Source organism: Spirosoma flavus (genome assembly GCF_054778555.1).
In genome coordinates this window covers 174,895-196,304 of sequence record NZ_BAAGZL010000001.1, presented here as the reverse complement: position 1 = coordinate 196,304, position 21,410 = coordinate 174,895, and the positions used below count along the sequence as shown (strand labels likewise).

The window sequence follows — 21,410 nt, the reverse complement described above, 5'->3', positions numbered from 1 at the left end:
TGATTAATTCGACACCAATGCCCCATCAATTTGATTTTCTGATTATTGGCTCCGGCATCGCGGGCCTGAGTTACGCCACCAAGCTGGCTATGCATTTTGAAAAAGTTGGCCAGGACATACGTATTGGCGTCATTACGAAGGTGCAGGCCGACGAAACCAACACCAAATACGCGCAGGGCGGTATTGCCGCCGTTTGGTCGGAAGACGATTCGTTCGAGAAGCACATTGATGATACAATGGTGGCGGGCGACTTTCTGAGTGATCGGCATATTGTGGAAATCGTTGTGCGAGAGGGCCCTGGCCGCATTCGTGAATTGATTGATTACGGCACTCGGTTCGACAAAGAACACGGCAGCACCGACTATGATTTAGCCAAAGAAGGCGGCCACTCCGATTTTCGGATTCTGCATTTTAAAGACATTACGGGAGCTGAAATAGAACGGGCGTTGCTTGAAAAAGCTAATTCGCTGAAATCCATTGAGATTTTTACCCATTTCTACGCCGTTGAACTGATTACTCGCCATCAACTCGGCGAAACTGTTCATCGTTATGATAGTGACAACAAGTGTTTCGGTGCTTACGTATTGAACACAAAAACAGGTCAGGTTGAGCGATTTATGGCGAAAACCACCTTGTTAGCTACGGGTGGTATCGGTAATATTTACCAGAGCACAACGAATCCCAGCATTGCTACGGGCGATGGCATTGCAATGGCGTACCGGGCAAAAGGAATTTGCAAGGATATGGAATTCATTCAGTTCCATCCAACAGCGCTGTACGAACCCGGTAAGAAACCAAACTTCCTGATCTCGGAAGCAGTACGTGGTTTTGGTGGTGTGCTACGTACCAAAAAAGGTGCTACGTTCATGGAAAACTACGATCCGCGCTTATCACTCGCCCCACGCGACGTAGTGGCCCGCGCGATTGACTCCGAAATGAAAAAGTCGGGGGATTCGCACGTGTATCTGGACGTAACGCACTGCGATTACGAGAAATTTGTCGAACATTTCCCGACTATCACGGCCTACTGCCGCGATAAATTGGGGCTGGATTTGCGGAAAGATTACATTCCGGTCGTACCAGCGCAGCACTACCTCTGCGGGGGCATCCGTGTGAATGAATGGGGGCAAACAAACATCCAGTTTTTGTATGCTGTAGGTGAATGCTCCTGCACAGGCCTTCACGGCGCTAACCGACTGGCTTCCAATTCATTACTAGAAGCTGTTGTGTTTGGGCACCGGGCTTATGAAAAAACCGTCGAGCTTCTTGACCAAGCTGTTTCACCCGACAATATTCCCGAATGGAACGACGCCGGTACTACGCACCCTGAAGAATTGGTGCTGGTGACGGAAATGAAGAAGGAATTAGAGTCGATTATGTCTAACTATGTTGGTATTGTACGTACCAATCGTCGTTTGAAACGCGCCATGGACCGGCTTGAGTTGATTTATTTGGAACACGAAGAACTGTACCGGCAATCGAAAGTATCGGTTCCCATCTGCGAACTACGTAACATGATTGAAGTGGCTTATCTCGTCATCAAAATGGCGATGGCCCGAAGAGAGAATACAGGGCTGCATTTTAATTTGGATAACGTGAAGGCGTAAATAGAAATACCGTTTCACTGAACGTCAATTGGAGTAATTATTGTTTCTTCGTGAGAAAACAAAATTCATATGGAGTCATCTGATAACCTTTCTAATCGCCCGAAAGGCGGAGCAGCATTGTTTCGATGGATTCTGGAACAACGGAAACTAGAAGAAACAAAACCTCACCTATTAACTGAAAGTCAGAAAGCGGCTATAGCTGAATTAAAAAAACGTAATGCAGAACGAGGAACAACAATCGTTAAAGCATGACTTTTCGTTCGGTGGAGGTCCTACAAACTCTTACTATTTTGCGAATGGTTTAGGGATTATCTATGAAATAATGTTTAAACCTTCTGGTTATTTATTTCCTGATAATCCAGAGTTTAATAGTGACGTTTACGAATTTGCTATACGTATTGAAGAGAATATACTCAATATAGACCCGCCATCCGACCCACTCTTGCCACCAACTATTGCAGCGGTTTTCCGGGATTTCTTTAGTAGAGAAGGCGCAGTTGTCGTTTATATATGTGATTCATCGGATGGAAGACAGGCAGTGCGTTTCAGGAAATTCAACTCATGGTATAGCTATTTTGAGGGCAGAGGCACAACGCTCATGAAAATAGATTTAGAATTTGAAGACCAAGGTGATCCTGTTTACACGTCACTAATTCTACGGGCTCGACATCCACTCTTGCAGCAAATCGTTGTAGCTTACCAGAAATTGATTCTTTCGGCCGATAGTAACGACAAATAATCACCATCTTACTGGCCCATTTTATTCGCCCACAGAATCATGAATCACCAGGATATCATCGACTTCATCAACCAGAGTGCCAGCCCGAAAATTAAATATGCCTTTACAGACATCGACGGAGTGCTACGTGGTAAGATCATCCACCGGCAGAAGTTTCTGGATGGCCTGGCGGATGGTTTTGGGTTTTGCGACGTAGTATGGGGCTGGGATTCGGCGGATACCCCTTATGACAACGGACGTACTACCGGATGGCATTCGGGTTATCCCGATGCACCGGTACGTATCGACGTATCGACGTTCAGGCAACTACCCTGGGAAGATAACATTCCGTTTTTCATAGCCGACTTTAGTTATTCGGCTGATGGCTCAACGAATAACTACGCATTATCATCCTGTCCACGTAGTCTGCTGAAACGTATTGCCGGGCAGTGTGCGGAAATGGGCTTTCACGCTGAATTTGCGCAGGAGTTTGAGTGGTTCAATTTCCGCGAAACACCACATAGCCTTCAGGAAAAGAACTTTCAGAACATGGAGCCGCTTACGCCGGGAATGTTCGGTTACTCGATACTACGTCCTTCGCTCGAGAGTGCTTTTTACCACGACCTATTCGATCTGCTCGCTCAATTTGATATTCCGTTAGAGGGCCTTCATACCGAAACAGGACCGGGGGTTTATGAAGCCGCTATCATGCACGACGAGGTTGTTCGGGCTGCTGATAAAGCCGCTCTATTCAAAACTGCCGTGAAGGAAATTGCATATCGTCATAACGTAGTAGCTACGTTCATGGCGAAATGGAACGCCGATTTACCGGGTTGCAGCGGGCACATTCACCAGAGTTTGTGGAACCCGGATCGAACGAAAAACCTGTTTTTCGATGAGTCGCAGCCAAATCGCATGAGCGAATTAATGCGGCAATTTATGGCTGGTCAGTTGTATTGCCTGCCGCACATTACGCCTATGTTTGCGCCAACCATCAACAGCTATAAACGGCTGGTGGAAGGTGCCTGGGCACCCACTACCATTACGTGGTCGGTAGATAATCGGACGACGGCGCTTCGGGTATTGAACCATAAGGAAGCTTACACGCGCGTTGAGCATCGCGTATCAGGCGCTGACACAAACCCATATTTAGCTATTGCGGCCTCGCTGGCATCGGGTTTATACGGCATCCGGCACAAACTGACACTCGATATTCCGGCATCGGTTGGTAATGGTTATGCCGATAAACGTAACGGCATCCTGCCGATAAACCTGGAAGAAGCGACCCGAGCAATGGCTAGTTCACCGGTGGCGGCCGAACTCTTTGGAGCCGAATTTGTTGACCATTTCACCCGAACCCGCGATTGGGAATGGCGGCAGTATCTGCGCCAGGTCAGCGATTGGGAGTTAAAACGGTATTTTGAAATTATTTAATGTGTAGAAACGTAACGTAGTGCGTTTTTACACGATCGAATCAAATGCGTCTTGTTGATTACCAAACAATAATAAAAAAAGCCTGGGCGGAATTCGATAATTCCATCCAGATTCACACTATTGAAGATATTAGTGCGCGGGTTTCCACAAACCACGTTTTCCGGGTTCGGTTTGAGGATGGCGACCACATCATTGCCAAGCTGTCGTATTTCGGTAAGCACGAGCACTTTTTGGAAGATCACCGTATAATTCACGCGCTGGCCAACAACCTTCTTTATCCGTTCGAGAACGTACTGGCTAAGTCGTTGATACGTGACGGCCAGGTCTTTACGTATCGGTACAAAGACGCATTTATTGACGCCTGGGTCGTATTTTATAACCCAATACGTATCCAGCAGAAACTCCCTCGTCGGCTGGATGAGCATCATATTCAGATGCTGGGTCGGCAAATAGCCAAGTTTCACAAAGCCTGTTCCCGCGTCAGTACTGTATTGCCCAAATCGAGCAAAACGCTACGTTCCGATATCTGGGATTTGCTTGATCTATTGGAAACGGAAGTCGGACAGTTTGAGCACCGGATGCACATAGAGGAGTTGAAACGCCAGTGCGAATTATTCCTGACAAATCGGCAAAAATTGGTGGCTAAAACAGTCGAAACCATGCCCGTTTTTGTCGATTGGAACATTGGTAATTTCTCCGTTACGTCCAATTGCGAGCTTTTTTCCCGCTGGGATTACGACTGGTTCCGGATTAGTTATCGGGTGATGGATTTCTACTTTTTCAGTCGGGTAGTGTCGAATGTGGGTGACCGAACGGTATTCAGCTACGTCATTACTACCCTGATGGAAGACCGGTTCCTGTTATTTTTGAAAGAATACCATACCGTTTTTCCCCTAACCGAGAACGAAATTCGGTTCCTGCCCGAAGCGTACCGGTTTTTCATACTCAACTACGTCATAAAATACGGTCGTTATTTTTTCCACCGAACCTACGCTACCAAACTGCAACGGGAGGCTTACGAAATTTATTTCCCCTCGATTGAGCAGTTCGATGCAGATAAAATTCTGAAGGCGTTGGGTATTTCCTGATGTTCCGTTCAGCAATGAACGACCCTAAGAACCTGTTTCTGCTGATTGAGCGCATCCGGCAAGGTAATGATTCCGCCTTCCACCATCTTTACGAGACCACCAAAAGCCGTGTTTTTAATACGGCCCTCAGCTACGTACGTTCGCGGGAAGATGCTGAAGAAATTACGCAGGATGTGTTTATTGAGGTATTCAGGTCGGTGGATGGTTTCAAAGGCGATGCAGACGTAACGACCTGGATTTATCGGATTACCGTTAATAAATCCTTGGATTTCGTAAAGCATAAGAAACGCCAGAAGCGATTTGCCTTCCTGACCAGCCTGTTCGACCGAGATACCGGCGAAGTCGTTCATCACCCACCTGATTTTGTCCATCCAGGCGTTACGTTAGAAAATCAGGAAAATGCGGCCCGATTATTTCAGGCTATCGACACACTTCCTGACAAACAAAAAACGGCCTATATCCTTACGCGAGTCGAAGGTCTTAGCAACATCGAATCGGCTCAAGTTATGTCAACAAGTGTTGGGGCCGTTGAGTCACTTTTGCAGCGCGCCAACGAAAATCTGAAGAAACAGTTAACAAGTTTATATAAGTCGTTAGCCGATGACGGTTAATCAGGCCCAAACAGGCTCTGGCTGTTTGATTTTCGATAGATAATACAACCTTCGGTTCAAACAGCCAGAGCCTGTTTGGGCCTGATTAATTATTCACCCGTAGGAATCCTCTATAATTGTCGTCTCAATCAATATGGAACCAGAAAAAGAAAAATGGATTAACGACGTACTACGTAGCGTGGACGGTATCGAACGAGCCGAACCGAGTCCGTTTTTGTATGCCAAAATCCGCCATCGACTGTTTGAAGCCGCACCGACAGTTTTTCTTCCCACTCGAACGGTATGGTTGGTTGTTACGTCTTTTGCTCTCTTATTATTGCTTAACTGGCGTGTCGTGAGCCAGCAGGTTCAGCCTTCCGATGCAGATGATTTGAGCACTGTAGTATCAGAAATGCAGCTTTATCCGGCTACGAATCAGCCCTACAGCCAATGGAGCGAACAAAACTACTGACCATTGCCGTCGTAGGCCTACTTATTCTGAATCTCCTTACGATTGGCTATCTGGTTCTGAATTCGGGGCGGCAATCTCTATCAACCAATAATCAGCACCCACCAATGGGGGGCGGTGGCCCGTTTCGAATTATCGTCGAGCGGCTTCATTTTGACGAGGAGCAACGACGGCAGTATAAAGAACTAGCCGACCGACATCACGAGCAAACAGAGAAACTCAATGATGAATCCGTTCAGCTTTTTCAGACGTACTACAAGCTGCTAGCTGCACCCCAGTCTGACTCCTCCAACACCAATGTTCTGCTACGTCAAATTGCTGACGTTCAACGACGTATTGCCGAATTGAATTTCAGCCATTTCCAGGAAATTAAAGCTTTATGCCGCCCCGATCAACAAGCTGATTACAGCAAGCTGGTCGATGATCTAGCCCGCTTATTCGGAAAACTCCAACGTCGCCAAGGTCCCAATGGAGGGCCGCCAGAAGGACATCCTGATGGCCCTCGCGAAAATTTTCCACCCCACCCGTAGGAATCGTTGCGGAGCATCGTCTAAGCTGATACTTAACAATCAAATTAGTATGAATCGCTCTCACTTATTCACTACGTTAGCCGTTGCGTTTGGATTGACCACCTTTGTCGCCTGTCAACAAGGTGATAATACGGTAAAGCCCTCTACCGGCACTCCGTCGGGACCTACCCCCTCAGGGCCTACATCAGGTACTACGTCAACGGGAAGTAGCACAACGTCTGGGTCAACAAGTACAACAACGACTCCCTCTGTAGGCGCCGGTGTTCCTGACGTTTACAAGAAAATTTATGGTGCTACCGAAATCTACGTCGAAGGCACCAACATCGTGATTAAAACCACGAGTCTCCCAGACCACAAAAGCCCATATTATCAGGGTACAACCTGGGCCAGTACGTTGTATGAGGCTTATAATGGCACTAACACCAACTTCAGTATCAATCCAAACCGGATTAGTCAGAGCAATCTTACGTTCAAGATTCCGATGGATCCTGCGGTCGATGCCTCCCACGCATCAACTCCTGGCGGCCCTATCGGTGTTTCGCTGAACGGCGTACCGTTTTTCAACCAGTACGCAGCCATGAGCGCTCCACTGACAAACGAAATCAACAGTTTCGACCAATACGGTGGCCATCCGCAACAACAGGGGCAGTATCACTATCACGTTGAGCCAACATACCTTACTAAATCCAAGGGCAGCGACGTATTACTGGGCTTTCTGCTGGATGGCTTTCCGGTTTACGGGCCTGTTGAAAATGGCAAAACGGTTACGAACGCTAGTCTGGATAAATACCACGGCCATACGCACGCTACGTCCGATTACCCCAACGGCATTTATCACTATCACATTACGTCCGAAGACCCTTACCTCAATGGCAGCGGATTTTATGGCAAATCGGGCACGGTTACTCAGTAAGTTAGTTGGGACAGTTTTTCTGTTGTTGCTACTTTGCCAGTGTCGGCAACAGACTGACGAACGTAGCGCAATTCCTTCCGTTTTTGCCAATGCTAATCAAACCGGATGGCAACGTAGCGAAGGCCGTTTATTTCTGAATGACCGGCCTTTTAGCGGCTGGCAATACGCCCTTTCGGACGAAGGTGATACTACGTTCGTAGGAGCATTTATTGAAGGAAAGGCGGAAGGTCAGCACCGCTCATGGTACGTCGGTCGGAAGCTTAAAGAAGTTCGTCAGTACAAAAATGGCTGGCAGGAAGGAGCGAGAACGGGCTGGTTTCAGTCGGGCAAACCGGCTTTTGTTTATCACTTCCGGAACGATGTGTACGAGGGAAATCGGAAAGAATGGTTAGCAAACGGTCGACTGATTTTCGACGGAAATTATAGTCAGGGGCAAGAAGAAGGCCGACAGCAGCAATGGTTTGCTGATGGTAGCTTAAAAATGAATTACGTAGTTCGCAATGGGCGAACATATGGCTTTACAGGAGTTAAAGACTGCGTCAATGTTTGGGATTCGATCACTGTTGCTCATTAATGTACTGGCCCTGCTATTGGGTGCTTTGGCCGTTTCTCAGATCACGCGGCAGCCAAAAGAGGCTCCTGAATATGAAGCCGTGCCGTATTATAACACACCTGATTTTACACCTATATGGTTGAATAAGCCCGGCGACGTAGCGCAAAAAATTACGCACTACGTCGCTGATTTTTCGTTTCGTGATCAGGCCAACAACGTAGTGAATCAGGAAACGGTCGCGAACAAAATTCATGTAGCAAATTTCTTCTTTACGTCCTGTCCCAGCATTTGCCCTAAAATGACAAATCTGCTCAAAGCCGTGCAGGATACGTTTCGGCATGAACCTAACGTAGTGCTATTGTCCTACAGCGTAACACCCTGGCTTGACTCGGTGCCCCGACTAGGTCAATATGCTGATAAAAAGGGGATTATAACTAACAAATGGCATTTGCTTACTGGCGAACGGGGTAAGATTTATGATTTAGCCCGCCGGTCGTACTTTGCTGAAGAAGCTATTGGTTTCACTAAAGATTCCACCGAGTTTCTGCATACCGAACATTTCATTCTAGTCGATCAAAATCGCAGAATCCGAGGAGTTTATAACGGTACTGTTCCACTCGACATTGATAAACTTATAACTGACATTAGAGTCTTATTGAAAGAAAACTGATTGAAAATTCGGCCAGCGTAGTAATTTTACGAATAATCTATTGGTGCTTTTCCCTCCTGCACCCGTTTATTCGCCCATGCAACTTGCTGATTTTAAAACCATAGCCTCTGATTACAAAGTCATATTCTTCGATGCGTTTGGAGTATTGAAAAACTCAGAGGGCATTTTGCCCGGCATCGAAAAAACATTCACCTGGCTTCGGGAAAATGGCAAAGAGTTTTACGTATTGACCAACGATGCCTCGCGTGGGCCACGCGAATTGGCAGAATCTTATTACCGGCAAGGTTTCTATGCCATTACGCCCGAACGTATCATCTCGTCGGGCATGCTGGCCCGCGAATACCTCGATTTAAAAGTCCACGACGGTACGGTAGCTTATCTGGGAACAGAAAAATCAGCCCATTACCTCGAAACGTCGGGGCTGAAAACGTTACCTATCAGTCAGGTTGATCTTAAGGAAATTGACGACATAAATGCACTTGTCCTGCTCGACGACGAAGGTTTCGACTGGAATACCGATCTCACCAAAACCGTCAATTTGCTACGTAGACGTAACATTCCGGTGATTGTGGCCAACACCGATGCTACGTATCCGGTTTCAAAAAATCGCATTGCCATTGCTATTGGGGCCGTTGCCAAAATGATTGAGGGAATCGTTGGCAAACAATTTATCCGGTTCGGCAAGCCCGATGCCCAACTTTTTATGTTCGCCTACGAACGATTGGAGAACGTATCACACGTGAGCAAACGCGATATTCTGATGGTAGGTGATACGTTGAAAACCGATATTTTGGGCGGAAATAAGTTTGGCCTGGATACGGTTCTTGTCCTGACAGGCAATACGCAGCCGCAGGACGTAGAGGTGCAGATACGTAGTACGGGAATCATCCCAACCTACGTATGTAAGTCAGTAGTAATAAAGTAGTTGTACCTGAACGTTCAGGCTACAAAATGCTTTCCCTCACCCTCGCCAACCGCTCCAGCAAGCCTTCCAACTGGTCAAGAGGTAACATATTCGCGCCGTCTGATTTAGCTTCAGATGGTTTGGGATGTGTTTCGATGAAAAGCCCATCGGCGCCAACGGCAATCGCAGCTTTGGCAATGGTAGCAATGAGAGCTGGTTTGCCACCCGTTACGCCAGAAGTTTGATTCGGTTGCTGGAGTGAATGGGTACAATCCATTACAACTGGTACACTAAATGATTGCATAGCCGGTAAATTTCGGTAATCTACAACCAGGTCGCCATAGCCAAACGAGTTGCCCCGATCAGTTAGAAAAACGGTAGCGGCTGGGTTTGTGGTTTTCACTTTTTCGACGGCGAAACCCATGCTTTCGCCCGACAGAAACTGACCTTTTTTAACGTTGACTGCCCGACCAGTTTTCGCGGCCGCTTCTAATAGTTCTGTCTGCCGACACAGAAACGCTGGAATCTGCAATACGTCCACAAAAGGAGCAGCCATTGCGGCTTCGTCCGATTCGTGAATGTCGGTCACAGTTGGTATGTCAAACGTATCTCCTACTTCCTTCAGAATAGCCAGGGCTTTTTCATCGCCAATGCCTGTAAATGAGTTCAGTTTAGTGCGGTTCGCTTTCCGGTACGAGCCTTTGAAAATGTACGGAATGCCCAATTTATTAGTGATGGCAACGATACGTTCGGCGATTTGCAAAGCCATGTCGCGCCCTTCAATGGCACATGGGCCCGCCATCAGGAAAAACTGGTTTCCAGTTGTATGTTTTAGTTTATCGATTTGCATGAGTAAACGTCTAATTCCGGGTACAAAGGTGCGGAAAACGAGTGAACAGATTTCAACTAATAAGCAATTTATGAGTGCCTGATAAATACCTTTGATTAGAACAAAAACTAGATTTTCATTAATTTTAAATCACCTGTAACTGACTGCCCAAACGCCCTATACCCTAAAAAATTGTTTGATAATACAAAGGTAAATCCGTTTCTTTGCGCAGTTTTTTAACACGAACAGACTACGAAAATGTCGGACATTGCAGAAAAAGTTAAGAAAATCATTGTAGAGAAACTAGGCGTTGAGGAGTCAGAAGTAACGCCAGAAGCAAGCTTCACCAACGACCTGGGTGCTGATTCGCTGGATACGGTTGAGCTGATTATGGAATTCGAAAAAGAATTCAATCTGCCTATCCCTGATGATGAAGCTGAGAAAATCTCTACGGTTGGCTTAGCCATTGAATATCTTGAAAAACACATTGGTAAGTAAGCAATAGCTCAACACCATTAAGTACTCGAAAGCCAGCGCCAACAAATTTACGTTCAGCGTTGTTTTTCAATTTTTATCACGCAGTATAGCTGTATGACTTTCAAACGAGTAGTAGTGACCGGCCTCGGTGCATTGACACCGATTGGCAATGATGTAACCACTTACTGGAACAACTTAGCCGCCGGTGTAAGCGGGGCCGGTCCCATTACGAAGTTTGACGCCAGCAAGTTTCGCACACAATTCGCCTGCGAAGTAAAAGGGCTGGACGTAACTCAGTACATCCCCAGGCAGGAAGCGCGCAAAATGGACGCATTTACCCATTACGCGCTCATTGCCACCGAACAAGCCGTTCAGGACGCTAACCTCGACCTTGAGACGCTCAACCGAAACAAAGTTGGCGTAATCTGGGGCTCCGGCATCGGCGGACTCAAATCGTTCGAGGACGAGATGATTGAGTACGCCAAAGGCGACGGTACACCCCGAATCAACCCATTCTTCATTGTGCGCATGATTGCCGACAGTGCATCGGGACAAATCTCGATGAAGTACGGCTTCCGTGGTACAAACTACGTAACGGTTTCGGCCTGTGCCTCTACCAATAATGCTATCATCGACGCCTTCAACTACATTCGGCTTGGGCGTCTAAATATGTGCGTAGTAGGTGGTTCCGAAGCAGCCGTTACAAAAGCGGGTATTGGTGGTTTTAACGCCAACCGTGCCCTATCGGAACGTAACGACTCGCCCGAAACGGCGTCGCGCCCTTATGACAAAGACCGCGATGGTTTTGTAATGGGCGAAGGAGCTGGCTCCATCATTCTTGAAGAATACGAGCATGCTCAGGCTCGTGGCGCAAAAATTTATGCCGAATTAATTGGTGGTGGGATGTCTTCGGATGCTTACCACATTACAGCCCCCCACCCCGAAGGGCTAGGCGCTTTTCTAGCGATGCAGGACGCACTAAACGATGCTGGTATCGCTCCTGAAGCCATTGACTACATTAATACCCACGGTACGTCTACGCCCATCGGCGATCCGCAGGAACTGAAAGCCATTCATCAGTTGTTCGGTGAGCATTCGTTCAAGATGAATATCAGCTCAACAAAGTCCATGACCGGCCATTTGTTGGGTGCTGCTGGCGCTGTAGAAGCCATTGCGTGTATCAAAGCACTTGAGCACCAGATTGTACCACCAACGATTAATCATTTTACCGAGGACGGCGAAATAGACTCTCGTTTCAACTTAACGTTCAATACCGCTCAGGCACGTCCCCTAACGACCGTAATGAGCAATGCGTTTGGTTTCGGAGGTCACAACGCCATCGTCATTTTCCGTAAACTTAGCTGAGTCGTGCAAATCGCTTTGCCACGTAGCTTTTTCAATCCTCTCGACTGGTTCCGGCCTGGGAACAAAGATCCGCGTAAAAATTTACGCCGGTCAATCGGCCATATTATTGGTACAAGTCCGTCTAATCTGGGCCTGTATCAATTAGCGCTACGTCATACGTCGGCGTCGAAAGCTACAGCTATTGAAGGGTTTCGGGAGTCGAACGAGCGTCTTGAGTATTTGGGTGATGCGGTTTTGGGAATGGTCATCGCTGAATTTCTCTTCAAAAAATACCCTTACAAAGACGAAGGTTTCCTGACCGAAATCCGCTCCCGAATTGTCAATAGAGAAACACTAAATGGTATTGCCCGAAAAATCGGTCTCGATCAATTGATTGAATTCGATGGCAGCCGGACACGTAGCATGCCTGCACGCACATCCATGTATGGCGATGCGCTAGAAGCTCTTGTCGGTGCTATTTATCTGGACAAAGGCTTCAGCTTTACCCGTCGATTTATCCTTAAACATCTTCTCTCACACTACGATATCGAATCCGTAGTGCAAAACAATGGCAACTTCAAAAGCCGGCTGATTGAGTGGGCTCAGCGCGAAGGTAAAGAAATCCGCTTTGAGATTGTTTCTGAAAAAGGGAACAGCCATTTTCGCGAGTTCATTGCTCAAGTGCTTGTTAACGAAGAACCTTTCGCTACAGGTAGTGGCTACAGTAAGAAGAAAGCCGAACAGGCTGCTGCCGAAAAAGCGTTCGAACTTCTAGCCATCAAATAGGGCATTTCCCTCATTATTTCCGGTTGTTGTTTAACAGCATTTCTACTGTCTGCTACGTAGAGTCATTAAGGAGGGCAATACGTCATTTTGGCTATTAATGTGAACTGCTACGTTGTTTTTATGCCAAAATGGCTGAAATCTGTGCCGTTTCACTCGTTGGTACGTTGTTTGAACTAGTGTATTCTGTCTGTTAATCTATCCTTACTCAACAGGCTGGTAAAGGAATATTTCGGGCTTTTTATTAACTTGAAACCCCTTTAACAATGCTCTGTTAAATTTTGTTAAGGTCAGACGCGAGTCGAATTTTTCGGAATAGGCTTTCCGTTATACTAGCAGACAGAAACAACTGTTCCTAACACAAAAAAGCAATTAGATTTCTCTCATTAAATCATGAAAAGCAACTGGAAATTATTAGCGCTGATGCTCTTGTCGAGCGTAATCACGCTGGCTGCTTACAACCTGTTGGGTTTCAACAACCGGGATGTAATCTTTAACGAATCGACGCCTGCTTCTACCAGCACAAACCGGCTGGTTTCTTTACCCGGTGGCCCTACGGCTGTTCCCGGTGATTTCTCGACGGCAGCCGAAGCTGTAACGCCAACCGTTGTGCACATCCGCACAACCATGACTCGCACAGTACGTCAGCAACAGATACCCGATATTTTCCGGGAGTTTTTTGGTGATGAGTTCGGTGGCGGTGGCAATCAACGTCAGCCCCGCCGTCAGCAGGGACAAGCATCGGGTTCGGGCGTAATCATCAGTAAGGATGGCTACATCGTAACGAACAACCACGTCGTGCAGGATGCCGACGAAGTTGAGGTAATCATGACCGACAAACGTAGCTTTAAAGCTAAAGTTATTGGCACCGATCCTCTTACCGACCTTGCCGTCATTAAAGTTGAAGCTAACAATCTGCCTTCCATTACGTTGGGCGATTCGGATGGCCTCAAACTAGGCGAATGGGTACTGGCTGTTGGTTATCCGCTTGATCTGGAATCGACGGTTACGGCCGGTATCGTAAGTGCTAAAGGTCGCCGGATTGGTATTCTCGATCAGAACATCAACCGGAACGAAGAAAAACCTGATTCACCTGTAGAGTCATTCATCCAGACGGATGCGGCCATCAACCCAGGTAACTCGGGTGGCGCGCTGGTGAACCTTCGTGGCGAACTGGTTGGTATTAACTCAGCTATTGCTTCGGCAACGGGTTACTACAGCGGCTATGGTTTCGCTGTGCCCGTATCGCTTGTGAAGAAAGTATCTGCCGACCTGCTTAAATATGGCAACGTACAACGCGGTTATATCGGTATTCTTCCACAAGAGCTGAACAGCACGCTGGCTAAAGAAAAAGGCACGAAAGTAGGCCGTGGTATCTATGTCAACGAAGTTGTAGCTAAAGGTGCTGCCGAAGCTGCTGGTCTGAAAAAAGGTGATGTTATCGTGAAAATGGAAGGTCAGGCGCTTGATTCTGACGCCCAGATGCGCGAAATCATTGGCCGTCGTCGCCCAGGTGATGTTGTTACAGTAACAGTTAACCGCGATGGTACCGAACGTGACTTCAAAGTTGAACTGCGTAACCGCAATGGTGGTCGCGATGTGATCAAAAAAGCCGACGTAACGGCTGCTGCTACGTCGTTGAACTCGCTGGGCGCTAACTTCGAAGCTCTTTCAGCCCAGGAAGCCAAACAGCTTGGCGTAACTGGTGGCGTGAAGGTTTCGAAAATCAAAGATGGTAAACTGGCCGAAACCGACGTTGAGGAAGGCTTTATCATCGTGAAAGCCAACGGCAAAAATGTCAAGACGACGAAAGACCTGCAAGACATTCTTTCTTCGGTTAAAGAAGGTGAAGGCCTGATGCTGATTGGTATGTATCCCAACAGTTCGCGGATGTATTACTACGCGGTGCCTGTATAAGGAAAATCAAATAAATTATAAAAAAGGCTGACTGGATTATTTTCTGGGCAGCCTTTTTTTGGTGATACGTTCATCAAAACGAAAGCCATTACTTCGAGTAATGGCTTTCGTCAATTTATTTAGCAAACAGTTTTGTCTATTCGTAATAATTCAGCACCTGATGCCCGCTCTTCGCAAGGAATTGATCGCGACGGAACAATTCAATATCGGCTGCCATCATATCCTGAACTAGTGCTTTCAAATCATATTTTGGCTTCCAGTTCAATTTGGTCATGGCTTTGGTTGGGTCACCCAAGAGCAAATCAACCTCTGTAGGACGGTAATAACGCGGGTCAATACAGAGAACCGTTTGTCCAACGGCTACCTGGAAATCAGGGTTTGAGGTACGTACTACTTTGGCTACCTCGTCGGAACCTTCTCCGCTGAACTCTAACTCTACGCCGATTTCGGCAAAAGACATTTTCACAAAATCACGAACACTGGTTGTTACGCCCGTAGCAATTACGAAATCCTCAGGTTTTTCCTGTTGCAGAATTAGATACATTGCCTCAACGTAGTCTTTGGCATGGCCCCAGTCACGTAGCGAATCCAGATTTCCCAGGTAAACCTTGTCCTGCAATCCCAGGCCGATACGTGCCACAGCGCGGGTAATTTTACGCGTCACAAACGTCTCGCCACGTAGCGGAGATTCGTGGTTAAACAAAATGCCGTTGCAGGCATACATACCGTAGGCTTCACGGTAGTTAACGGTAATCCAGTACCCATACAATTTGGCTACGGCATACGGCGAACGCGGGTAAAAAGGCGTTGTCTCCGACTGCGCATGCCCCTGTACACCACCGTATAGCTCAGAAGTCGATGCCTGATAAATACGCGTTTTTTCGGTTAATCCCAATAACCGAACAGCTTCCAGAATCCGCAACGTACCAATCCCGTCGACCTGCGCTGTATATTCAGGCTCATCGAAGCTCACCCGTACGTGCGACATGGCACCGAGGTTATAAATTTCGTCGGGCTGTACCTCCTGAATAATACGGATTATATTGGTCGAATCCGACAAATCGCCATAATGGAGCTTGAAACGAATGTGTTTCTCATGCGGATCTTCGTACATGTGATCAATCCGCTGCGTATTAAAGAGGGAACTCCGGCGTTTGATGCCGTGAACTTCATAGCCTTTGTCTAATAATAGTTCGGCTAGATAAGCTCCATCCTGTCCGGTAACGCCGGTAATAATTGCTTTCTTCATAGTATCCTACACGGGCCAACGCTCTCGCCTGAAATTGTACAAAACGTAGCAAAGGTAAGTTTGCCCACTTAAATTTTATAACTTATTTTATTAACAGGCTTCGCCGGATGTCTACTTTATCAGCTTGCAGTTGCGATGACGTAATCAATTTACGAATAGACGCGTAGTACCGTTCAGCGTCAATCCGTCGCATAAAATCACCTACCTTCAGTTTGTAAGTCGGCTGATTGTAGCTTAAATAAGGATTTAGTTCTGGAAAATTCTGCGTAATCAGCAGTTTAGCGGCTTCGGCCTCCTGACGCTGATTGCCCACGTACACCTGAATACGAAAGCCGGGTGCGTAACGTATCGTTCGATTTTGAGTAGCCATTGTGTCGAGCACTAAATCGAGCCTACGGTTTATATGCATGGCTTCGGCTATGGCTTGTGGTTTGCGGGTTTCAGTCCGGCGAGGTGGCGGAGCAGTCGTTGTAGTAGCTGTGGGCGACGAGGGTCGACTGGTAGCCGAGGTAGTTGCCGGGCTGGTTGTATATACTGGACGTACCGACGCTAAGTCTTCGTTGTAGCTATTATAGTCTACCGTTCGGCTCGTAGCCGCAGGCCGACTGCTGGCACAGCCTGCCAACAGCAAGATACTCAATACCCAAACGTCACTGAACCTGCCTTGCATCGTTATTGTCGAATATGTCGTAAAATTAGCCATTTTGTCTGTTCAATACGTAGCAATGTCGAATTGTTATAAAAGCCTACCGGTAATTGGTTAAATTTGGGTTTCTACTACGTGCATCCTATGTTGAATATAGAAAGCCACGTATCGCTCAAACCGCATACTACGTTCGGAATTGATGCTACGGCGCGATACTGGGTTGATATCCATTCTGAAGAAGATTTACAGACTTTACTGCAACTGGATGAATACCAGAATAAGCCGAAATTAATTCTCGGTGGTGGCAGCAACGTATTACTCTGTCAGGATTTCGACGGGCTGGTTGTTAAAATGAATATTCAGGGTATCAATGTTGACCACGAAGACGATGACCATATTTACCTGACCGCGGGAGCGGGCATAATCTGGCACGAACTGGTTCAGTATTGCGTGGCCCGAAATTACGCGGGACTCGAAAATCTGTCGCTCATTCCCGGCACGGTTGGTGCAGCACCAATGCAGAATATCGGGGCTTATGGAGTAGAGCTGGAACAGGTCTTTGAATCGTTGACGGCCATTCATCGGCAAACCGGCGAAAAACGGACATTCAACCACGCAGATTGCGCATTTGGCTATCGGGAAAGTGTATTCAAACGTGCGCTGAAAGATCAGTACATCATCACCAGCGTTACGTTCCAGCTAGACAAACACGCTACGTTCCACACACGCTATGGTGCCATTCAGGAAACGCTGACTCAGATGGGTATTACCGACGATACGTTGTCCATAAAAGCCATTAGCGAAGCCGTTATTCGTATCCGACGTAGTAAACTCCCTGATCCGGCGCAGATTGGTAATGCGGGCAGTTTTTTCAAAAATCCTGAAATTCCTAAAAGTCAATTTGATACGCTAAAAGAGCAGTTTCCAGAACTACCCGGCTACCCTATGGGCGACACGATAGTGAAAGTGCCAGCCGGGTGGCTCATCGAACAGGCTGGGTGGAAAGGCTACCGGGCGGGCGATGCGGGCGTACACGCGAAACAGGCGCTGGTTTTAGTCAATTATGGCCACGCCAACGGCAACGAAATTATGGCTCTCGCCAGACGCGTACAGGAATCGGTAGCCGACAAATTCGGAATTGCTATTTCTCCGGAAGTAAATGTAATTTGATAGTTGTCATGCAGACGCAAAGATGTTTCCTGCGTCTGCATGACAAAAACCTGCTCAGAATAGGCTTAAATAAGATTAGTCAAAACATAGCGAAGCCGCACCAAGCAAACCGGCATCGTTACCCAACGTAGCGCGTTTGATGCTCAGGCCGTTTTTGTAGTACTCATTCAGCCAGTAATCGAGGGTTTTGTTGACAGCGGGCAAGATGTAATCGAAAGAAGCCGATAAACCGCCACCGATTAGTACCTGTTTGATATCGAGTACTTTAATCAGAGCTGCCAGACCTTCGCCCAACATTTCACCCACTTCCGTCCAGATTTGCAGCGCCAGCTCATCGCCTTCTGCAGCCGCAGCAACTAGTCCTGTGGTTGAGATACTACCGTCGTCGGGCAGATTTGTATTGCCTTTGTAGTCTTTTCGGCGCTCATTGGCGAGTTGAAGCAGTTCAACTTTACCGATGTTACGTTCCAGCACACGCCCGTTCCGCGATGGAATGTGACCAGGCTCCATGGCGTTTCCATCACCACCAGTAAAGATTTTTTTGTTGATGATGGCCGCTCCGCCAACGCCGGTACCTAACGTAATGAAAATGTAATTCTCCGTAATCTTCTCTTCAGCGAAATAATATTCGCCCAGAGCGGCTGCGTTAGCGTCGTTAGCCAGGAAAAATTCTGTTCCCGGAAACCGTTTACTCAGCAAATCGACCATTGGAAGGCCGTTGATTTCTGGAATGGCCGTAATTTCAAGGGGTACGGTACGTTCGCGATTGATCATTCCCGGCAAACCGATCCCCACCTTCTTTACATCTTTGTTACTCAGCAACTGCAATGCAACGGCGTCGCCAAAACGGTCGATAAAATGCCCTGATTCGCGCCAGCTTATGGTGTCGTGGCTGTAGAAATTGGAAATTTTACCGGTGTTTGCATCAACGATGCCCATTTTGACGTTCGTTCCACCCACGTCAATACCCAGATACTCAACGGAAGCCATTCTAGCAGAAGTCAGTTAACAGTTATATTTCGATTAGGACAGGATTTATGAAATGGAGCGCAAGATACGAAAGAGTAGTAGTGAATCGCATCCCTGCTTCCCTCTTTCTGGGCAAGGCTAGATATCGCCTAACTGCGGACGTATCAGAATTTCTTCAACCACAGCACTTTTTGACAGCGAATAACTGGCCCAAATACTGTCTGCTACGTCGCCGGGCTTCATAAAACGCTCTTCGGGAAGATCAGTTCCCTGCCAGCTGGCCGTTAACGTAGCGCCGGGCAGAACCGCCGTCACTTTTACGTCATACGACTTCAATTCCTCACGTAGCACGCGACTCATGCCCAGCAAGGCAAATTTTGAAATGCAATACGAACCGCCATTTGTGTAAGCCGTAATGCTGGCCGTTGAGCACATCATAAAAATATGACCCTGCCTACGCGTCATCATGTCGCCCACGAGCCCACGTGTGAGGTGATAAGCACTCGCTACGTTGGTACTCATGAGTTTTTCGAACGTACCTTCATCCTCATTATGAATTTGTCCCGGCAGGAAAATACCAGTGTTATTCAGCAACATATCGACCGGCCGGTTGAGCGATTTTATATAATGCAGCAACTCATTTACGCCGGTTCGGGTCGATAGATCGGCGGCAAAAGGTAGCAGACCATCACCCGTTATGTTATCGACAGATCGGGCGCAAACGACCGCATCGAAACCCTCAGCAACAAACCGTTCGGCCACTGCCAGACCGATGCCTTTTGTGCCACCCGTAACAACAATTAGTGGATTCATAGTTAAAAAAACGGCCATTTTCTAGCCCAATACGTCACGTTTTTATAAGGTTTCGTGTTCGGCGCAAGTTACGTCAGAAACCATTCTATCTTTACGAGGGTTCTCCCGAATGAAGTCTGTTATCTAAATTCCGGCTGGGTTGATTCATATCGCTACACGCTTTTATGTCACGATTAGGTAGTTATTTTATTTTTCTAGGCACTCTTTTTCGGAATCGCGAAAAGATGCGTGTCTATCTGAGTCTTATCCTGAATGAATGTACCTCAATAGGCGTTGGATCTATTTTCATTGTAGCGCTGGTCAATACGTTTATTGGTGCAGTTACCTGCGTTCAGACGGCGTATAACCTGACTAACCCGTTTGTCCCTAAAAACATCATCGCGCTGATTGTTCGTGACAGTTCTATCCTGGAGCTGGCTCCTACCCTGTCCTGCATTGTGCTGGCGGGTAAAGTAGGGTCTAATATCGCGGGCGAATTAGGCACGATGCGAATCACCGAACAGATTGACGCACTGGAAGTTATGGGTATCAATTCGAGTTCGTATCTGGTGCTGCCGAAAGTAGTTGCTTCGGTACTAATGTTTCCGCTACTGGTAATCATGGCGGGCTTCCTGGCGATTCTGGGTGGTTATATTGCCGGTACGTTGGCCGGTGTAATTTCTGCCGAAGATTATGTAACGGGGCTGCGCGTCGATTACAAACCATTCGGTGTTACGTTCGCACTGATCAAAACGGTAGTGTTCGCTTTTCTGGTGTCAACCATTTCGGCCTATCAGGGCTACAACGTTCGCGGGGGAGCGCTGGAGGTAGGGGCGGCTTCAACATCAGCCGTAACCAACAGTTGTATCGCCATCGTTGCCGCCGACTTCGTCCTGACGCAGATGTTACTTACTTAAAGAGCGAAAGAATGAAAGAGCGAAAGAGCGAGGTCTGAAAGGCGGCTCATTCGCTCTTTCATTCTTTCGCTCTTTCGCTCTTTAGTTATGATCGAAATCAAGAATATAGAAAAGACTTTTGGCAATCGGCAGGTACTGGCGGGCATCAACGGTACATTTGAGCCGGGCAAAACAACGCTGGTTATCGGGAGTAGCGGTACTGGGAAAAGTGTGCTGTTGAAGTGCATGATTGGCCTCGTCAAACCCGATGTTGGTGAAGTACTTTACGATGGTCGGAATTTCTTGACGAGTGATCTTGAAGAACAGAAAGCCATTCGGCGTGAAATGGGCGTTCTGTTTCAGGGATCGGCCCTATTCGACTCAAAAACCGTGCTGGAGAACGTACGTTTCCCGCTCGATATGCTAACGGATTTATCGGAAAAGGAAAAAGTTGATCGGTCGCAGGAGTGTTTGCAGCGCGTCGGCTTGGGCGATGCGGGCGACCGGATGCCTTCCGAAATTAGTGGCGGGATGAAAAAACGCGTCGGTATAGCACGCGCCATCGTCCTGAATCCCAAATACTTATTCTGCGATGAACCCAACTCCGGCCTCGACCCACTGACATCCATCAAGATTGACCAGCTTATTTCTGAAATCACTGACGAATATAAAATCACAACGGTGGTGATTACCCACGATATGAATTCGATGATGGAGATCGGCGAGAAAATCATGTTTCTCTACAAAGGCAAAAAGGTTTGGGAAGGCAACAGCGATACATTAATTCATTCCGACGTAAAGGAACTGAACGAATTCATCAACGCGAATAAGCTCATCCGCGAAATGGAAAAATAGAAATCAG

General features: G+C 47.3%; 23 protein-coding genes. 18 read left to right on the top strand and 5 right to left on the bottom strand.

Annotation, left to right across the window (positions count from 1 at the left end):
* The first annotated feature begins 17 nt into the window (after window positions 1–17).
* The 11 genes from nadB to ACYVF1_RS00740 all read left to right on the top strand — a co-directional run bounded on the left by nadB (window position 18) and on the right by ACYVF1_RS00740 (window position 9,497).
* Entirely contained in the window at window positions 18–1,607 is a 1,590-nt protein-coding gene (gene nadB / locus ACYVF1_RS00790; RefSeq protein WP_461074622.1) for an L-aspartate oxidase, read from the top strand.
* A gap of 217 nt (window positions 1,608–1,824) precedes the next feature.
* Window positions 1,825–2,346, top strand: a complete 522-nt coding sequence (locus ACYVF1_RS00785) for a DUF6169 family protein (protein WP_461074620.1) — start codon at window positions 1,825–1,827, stop codon at window positions 2,344–2,346.
* A 39-nt stretch (window positions 2,347–2,385) separates the two neighbouring features.
* Window positions 2,386–3,759 (top strand): glutamine synthetase family protein, encoded by a 1,374-nt coding sequence (locus ACYVF1_RS00780; protein WP_461074618.1) that lies wholly within the window; start codon window positions 2,386–2,388, stop codon window positions 3,757–3,759.
* A gap of 44 nt (window positions 3,760–3,803) precedes the next feature.
* Window positions 3,804–4,847, top strand: coding sequence for an aminoglycoside phosphotransferase/kinase family protein (locus ACYVF1_RS00775; RefSeq protein ID WP_461074616.1), 1,044 nt, complete (start codon window positions 3,804–3,806; stop codon window positions 4,845–4,847).
* A 14-nt stretch (window positions 4,848–4,861) separates the two neighbouring features.
* Window positions 4,862–5,458, top strand: coding sequence for an RNA polymerase sigma factor (locus ACYVF1_RS00770; protein WP_461074614.1), 597 nt, complete (start codon window positions 4,862–4,864; stop codon window positions 5,456–5,458).
* Window positions 5,459–5,591: 133 nt separating this feature from the next.
* Window positions 5,592–5,909 (top strand): hypothetical protein, encoded by a 318-nt coding sequence (locus ACYVF1_RS00765; RefSeq protein ID WP_461074612.1) that lies wholly within the window; start codon window positions 5,592–5,594, stop codon window positions 5,907–5,909.
* Entirely contained in the window at window positions 5,888–6,436 is a 549-nt protein-coding gene (locus ACYVF1_RS00760; RefSeq protein ID WP_461074610.1) for a periplasmic heavy metal sensor, read from the top strand. Before ACYVF1_RS00765 ends, ACYVF1_RS00760 begins: the two co-directional genes overlap by 22 nt.
* Before the next feature lie 49 nt (window positions 6,437–6,485).
* On the top strand, window positions 6,486–7,349 hold the full coding sequence (locus ACYVF1_RS00755) for a YHYH protein (protein ID WP_461074608.1): 864 nt from the start codon (window positions 6,486–6,488) through the stop codon (window positions 7,347–7,349).
* A complete protein-coding gene (locus tag ACYVF1_RS00750; protein WP_461074606.1) occupies window positions 7,306–7,923 on the top strand; it encodes a toxin-antitoxin system YwqK family antitoxin in 618 nt (205 codons plus the stop codon). The genes ACYVF1_RS00755 and ACYVF1_RS00750 overlap by 44 nt, the downstream gene beginning before the upstream one ends.
* A complete protein-coding gene (locus ACYVF1_RS00745; protein ID WP_461074604.1) occupies window positions 7,892–8,572 on the top strand; it encodes an SCO family protein in 681 nt (226 codons plus the stop codon). Before ACYVF1_RS00750 ends, ACYVF1_RS00745 begins: the two co-directional genes overlap by 32 nt.
* Window positions 8,573–8,648: 76 nt before the next feature.
* Window positions 8,649–9,497 carry a TIGR01459 family HAD-type hydrolase gene (locus tag ACYVF1_RS00740; RefSeq protein ID WP_461074602.1) on the top strand — a complete coding sequence of 283 codons (849 nt, stop codon included), beginning with the start codon at window positions 8,649–8,651 and terminating at the stop codon, window positions 9,495–9,497.
* Between the two features lie 19 nt (window positions 9,498–9,516).
* Here the strand turns inward: ACYVF1_RS00740 and kdsA are convergent, their stop codons facing one another.
* Complete coding sequence (kdsA, locus tag ACYVF1_RS00735) at window positions 9,517–10,326, bottom strand: 3-deoxy-8-phosphooctulonate synthase (protein WP_461074600.1); 810 nt, start codon at window positions 10,324–10,326, stop codon at window positions 9,517–9,519.
* 237 nt (window positions 10,327–10,563) lie between these two features.
* On the opposite strand from kdsA, the gene ACYVF1_RS00730 reads away from it, so the two are divergent.
* The 4 genes from ACYVF1_RS00730 (at window position 10,564) to ACYVF1_RS00715 (ending at window position 14,826) form a co-directional block, all read left to right on the top strand.
* A complete protein-coding gene (locus ACYVF1_RS00730; protein WP_190888354.1) occupies window positions 10,564–10,803 on the top strand; it encodes an acyl carrier protein in 240 nt (79 codons plus the stop codon).
* A 93-nt stretch (window positions 10,804–10,896) separates the two neighbouring features.
* Window positions 10,897–12,147, top strand: coding sequence for a beta-ketoacyl-ACP synthase II (gene fabF / locus ACYVF1_RS00725; protein WP_461074597.1), 1,251 nt, complete (start codon window positions 10,897–10,899; stop codon window positions 12,145–12,147).
* Between the two features lie 3 nt (window positions 12,148–12,150).
* A complete protein-coding gene (rnc, locus tag ACYVF1_RS00720) occupies window positions 12,151–12,912 on the top strand; it encodes a ribonuclease III (RefSeq protein WP_461074595.1) in 762 nt (253 codons plus the stop codon).
* Window positions 12,913–13,302: 390 nt separating this feature from the next.
* Entirely contained in the window at window positions 13,303–14,826 is a 1,524-nt protein-coding gene (locus ACYVF1_RS00715; protein WP_461074593.1) for a Do family serine endopeptidase, read from the top strand.
* Between the two features lie 136 nt (window positions 14,827–14,962).
* On the opposite strand, the gene gmd is transcribed toward ACYVF1_RS00715, so the two are convergent.
* Window positions 14,963–16,075 carry a GDP-mannose 4,6-dehydratase gene (gene gmd / locus ACYVF1_RS00710; RefSeq protein ID WP_461074591.1) on the bottom strand — a complete coding sequence of 371 codons (1,113 nt, stop codon included), beginning with the start codon at window positions 16,073–16,075 and terminating at the stop codon, window positions 14,963–14,965.
* Window positions 16,076–16,157: 82 nt separating this feature from the next.
* A complete protein-coding gene (locus ACYVF1_RS00705) occupies window positions 16,158–16,745 on the bottom strand; it encodes an SPOR domain-containing protein (protein ID WP_461074589.1) in 588 nt (195 codons plus the stop codon).
* A gap of 120 nt (window positions 16,746–16,865) precedes the next feature.
* Between ACYVF1_RS00705 and murB the strand changes: the two genes are divergently transcribed.
* Window positions 16,866–17,891, top strand: a complete 1,026-nt coding sequence (murB, locus tag ACYVF1_RS00700; protein ID WP_461074587.1) for a UDP-N-acetylmuramate dehydrogenase — start codon at window positions 16,866–16,868, stop codon at window positions 17,889–17,891.
* A 75-nt stretch (window positions 17,892–17,966) separates the two neighbouring features.
* Here the strand turns inward: murB and ACYVF1_RS00695 are convergent, their stop codons facing one another.
* Together ACYVF1_RS00695 and ACYVF1_RS00690 are read right to left on the bottom strand one after the other, a co-directional pair.
* A complete protein-coding gene (locus ACYVF1_RS00695; RefSeq protein WP_461074585.1) occupies window positions 17,967–18,881 on the bottom strand; it encodes an ROK family protein in 915 nt (304 codons plus the stop codon).
* Between the two features lie 117 nt (window positions 18,882–18,998).
* Window positions 18,999–19,673, bottom strand: a complete 675-nt coding sequence (locus ACYVF1_RS00690) for an SDR family oxidoreductase (protein WP_461074583.1) — start codon at window positions 19,671–19,673, stop codon at window positions 18,999–19,001.
* A gap of 164 nt (window positions 19,674–19,837) precedes the next feature.
* On the opposite strand from ACYVF1_RS00690, the gene ACYVF1_RS00685 reads away from it, so the two are divergent.
* Window positions 19,838–20,569 (top strand): MlaE family ABC transporter permease, encoded by a 732-nt coding sequence (locus ACYVF1_RS00685; RefSeq protein ID WP_461074581.1) that lies wholly within the window; start codon window positions 19,838–19,840, stop codon window positions 20,567–20,569.
* 87 nt (window positions 20,570–20,656) lie between these two features.
* Window positions 20,657–21,403 (top strand): ABC transporter ATP-binding protein, encoded by a 747-nt coding sequence (locus tag ACYVF1_RS00680; RefSeq protein ID WP_461074579.1) that lies wholly within the window; start codon window positions 20,657–20,659, stop codon window positions 21,401–21,403.
* Window positions 21,404–21,410: the final 7 nt, after the last annotated feature.

Coding starts and splice junctions, on each gene's coding strand:
- ACYVF1_RS00685 (WP_461074581.1), top strand. CDS start 19,838: ATGTCACGATTAGGTAGTTATTTTATTTTTCTAGGCACTCTTTTTCGG.
- ACYVF1_RS00770 (WP_461074614.1), top strand. CDS start 4,862: ATGAACGACCCTAAGAACCTGTTTCTGCTGATTGAGCGCATCCGGCAA.
- ACYVF1_RS00740 (WP_461074602.1), top strand. CDS start 8,649: ATGCAACTTGCTGATTTTAAAACCATAGCCTCTGATTACAAAGTCATA.
- fabF (WP_461074597.1), top strand. CDS start 10,897: ATGACTTTCAAACGAGTAGTAGTGACCGGCCTCGGTGCATTGACACCG.
- ACYVF1_RS00715 (WP_461074593.1), top strand. CDS start 13,303: ATGAAAAGCAACTGGAAATTATTAGCGCTGATGCTCTTGTCGAGCGTA.
- ACYVF1_RS00750 (WP_461074606.1), top strand. CDS start 7,306: ATGGCAGCGGATTTTATGGCAAATCGGGCACGGTTACTCAGTAAGTTA.
- gmd (WP_461074591.1), bottom strand. CDS start 16,075: ATGAAGAAAGCAATTATTACCGGCGTTACCGGACAGGATGGAGCTTAT.
- ACYVF1_RS00705 (WP_461074589.1), bottom strand. CDS start 16,745: ATGCAAGGCAGGTTCAGTGACGTTTGGGTATTGAGTATCTTGCTGTTG.
- ACYVF1_RS00730 (WP_190888354.1), top strand. CDS start 10,564: ATGTCGGACATTGCAGAAAAAGTTAAGAAAATCATTGTAGAGAAACTA.
- ACYVF1_RS00745 (WP_461074604.1), top strand. CDS start 7,892: ATGTTTGGGATTCGATCACTGTTGCTCATTAATGTACTGGCCCTGCTA.
- ACYVF1_RS00785 (WP_461074620.1), top strand. CDS start 1,825: ATGCAGAACGAGGAACAACAATCGTTAAAGCATGACTTTTCGTTCGGT.
- nadB (WP_461074622.1), top strand. CDS start 18: ATGCCCCATCAATTTGATTTTCTGATTATTGGCTCCGGCATCGCGGGC.
- kdsA (WP_461074600.1), bottom strand. CDS start 10,326: ATGCAAATCGATAAACTAAAACATACAACTGGAAACCAGTTTTTCCTG.
- ACYVF1_RS00760 (WP_461074610.1), top strand. CDS start 5,888: ATGGAGCGAACAAAACTACTGACCATTGCCGTCGTAGGCCTACTTATT.
- ACYVF1_RS00680 (WP_461074579.1), top strand. CDS start 20,657: ATGATCGAAATCAAGAATATAGAAAAGACTTTTGGCAATCGGCAGGTA.
- ACYVF1_RS00755 (WP_461074608.1), top strand. CDS start 6,486: ATGAATCGCTCTCACTTATTCACTACGTTAGCCGTTGCGTTTGGATTG.
- ACYVF1_RS00780 (WP_461074618.1), top strand. CDS start 2,386: ATGAATCACCAGGATATCATCGACTTCATCAACCAGAGTGCCAGCCCG.
- ACYVF1_RS00695 (WP_461074585.1), bottom strand. CDS start 18,881: ATGGCTTCCGTTGAGTATCTGGGTATTGACGTGGGTGGAACGAACGTC.
- ACYVF1_RS00690 (WP_461074583.1), bottom strand. CDS start 19,673: ATGAATCCACTAATTGTTGTTACGGGTGGCACAAAAGGCATCGGTCTG.
- murB (WP_461074587.1), top strand. CDS start 16,866: ATGTTGAATATAGAAAGCCACGTATCGCTCAAACCGCATACTACGTTC.
- ACYVF1_RS00765 (WP_461074612.1), top strand. CDS start 5,592: ATGGAACCAGAAAAAGAAAAATGGATTAACGACGTACTACGTAGCGTG.
- ACYVF1_RS00775 (WP_461074616.1), top strand. CDS start 3,804: ATGCGTCTTGTTGATTACCAAACAATAATAAAAAAAGCCTGGGCGGAA.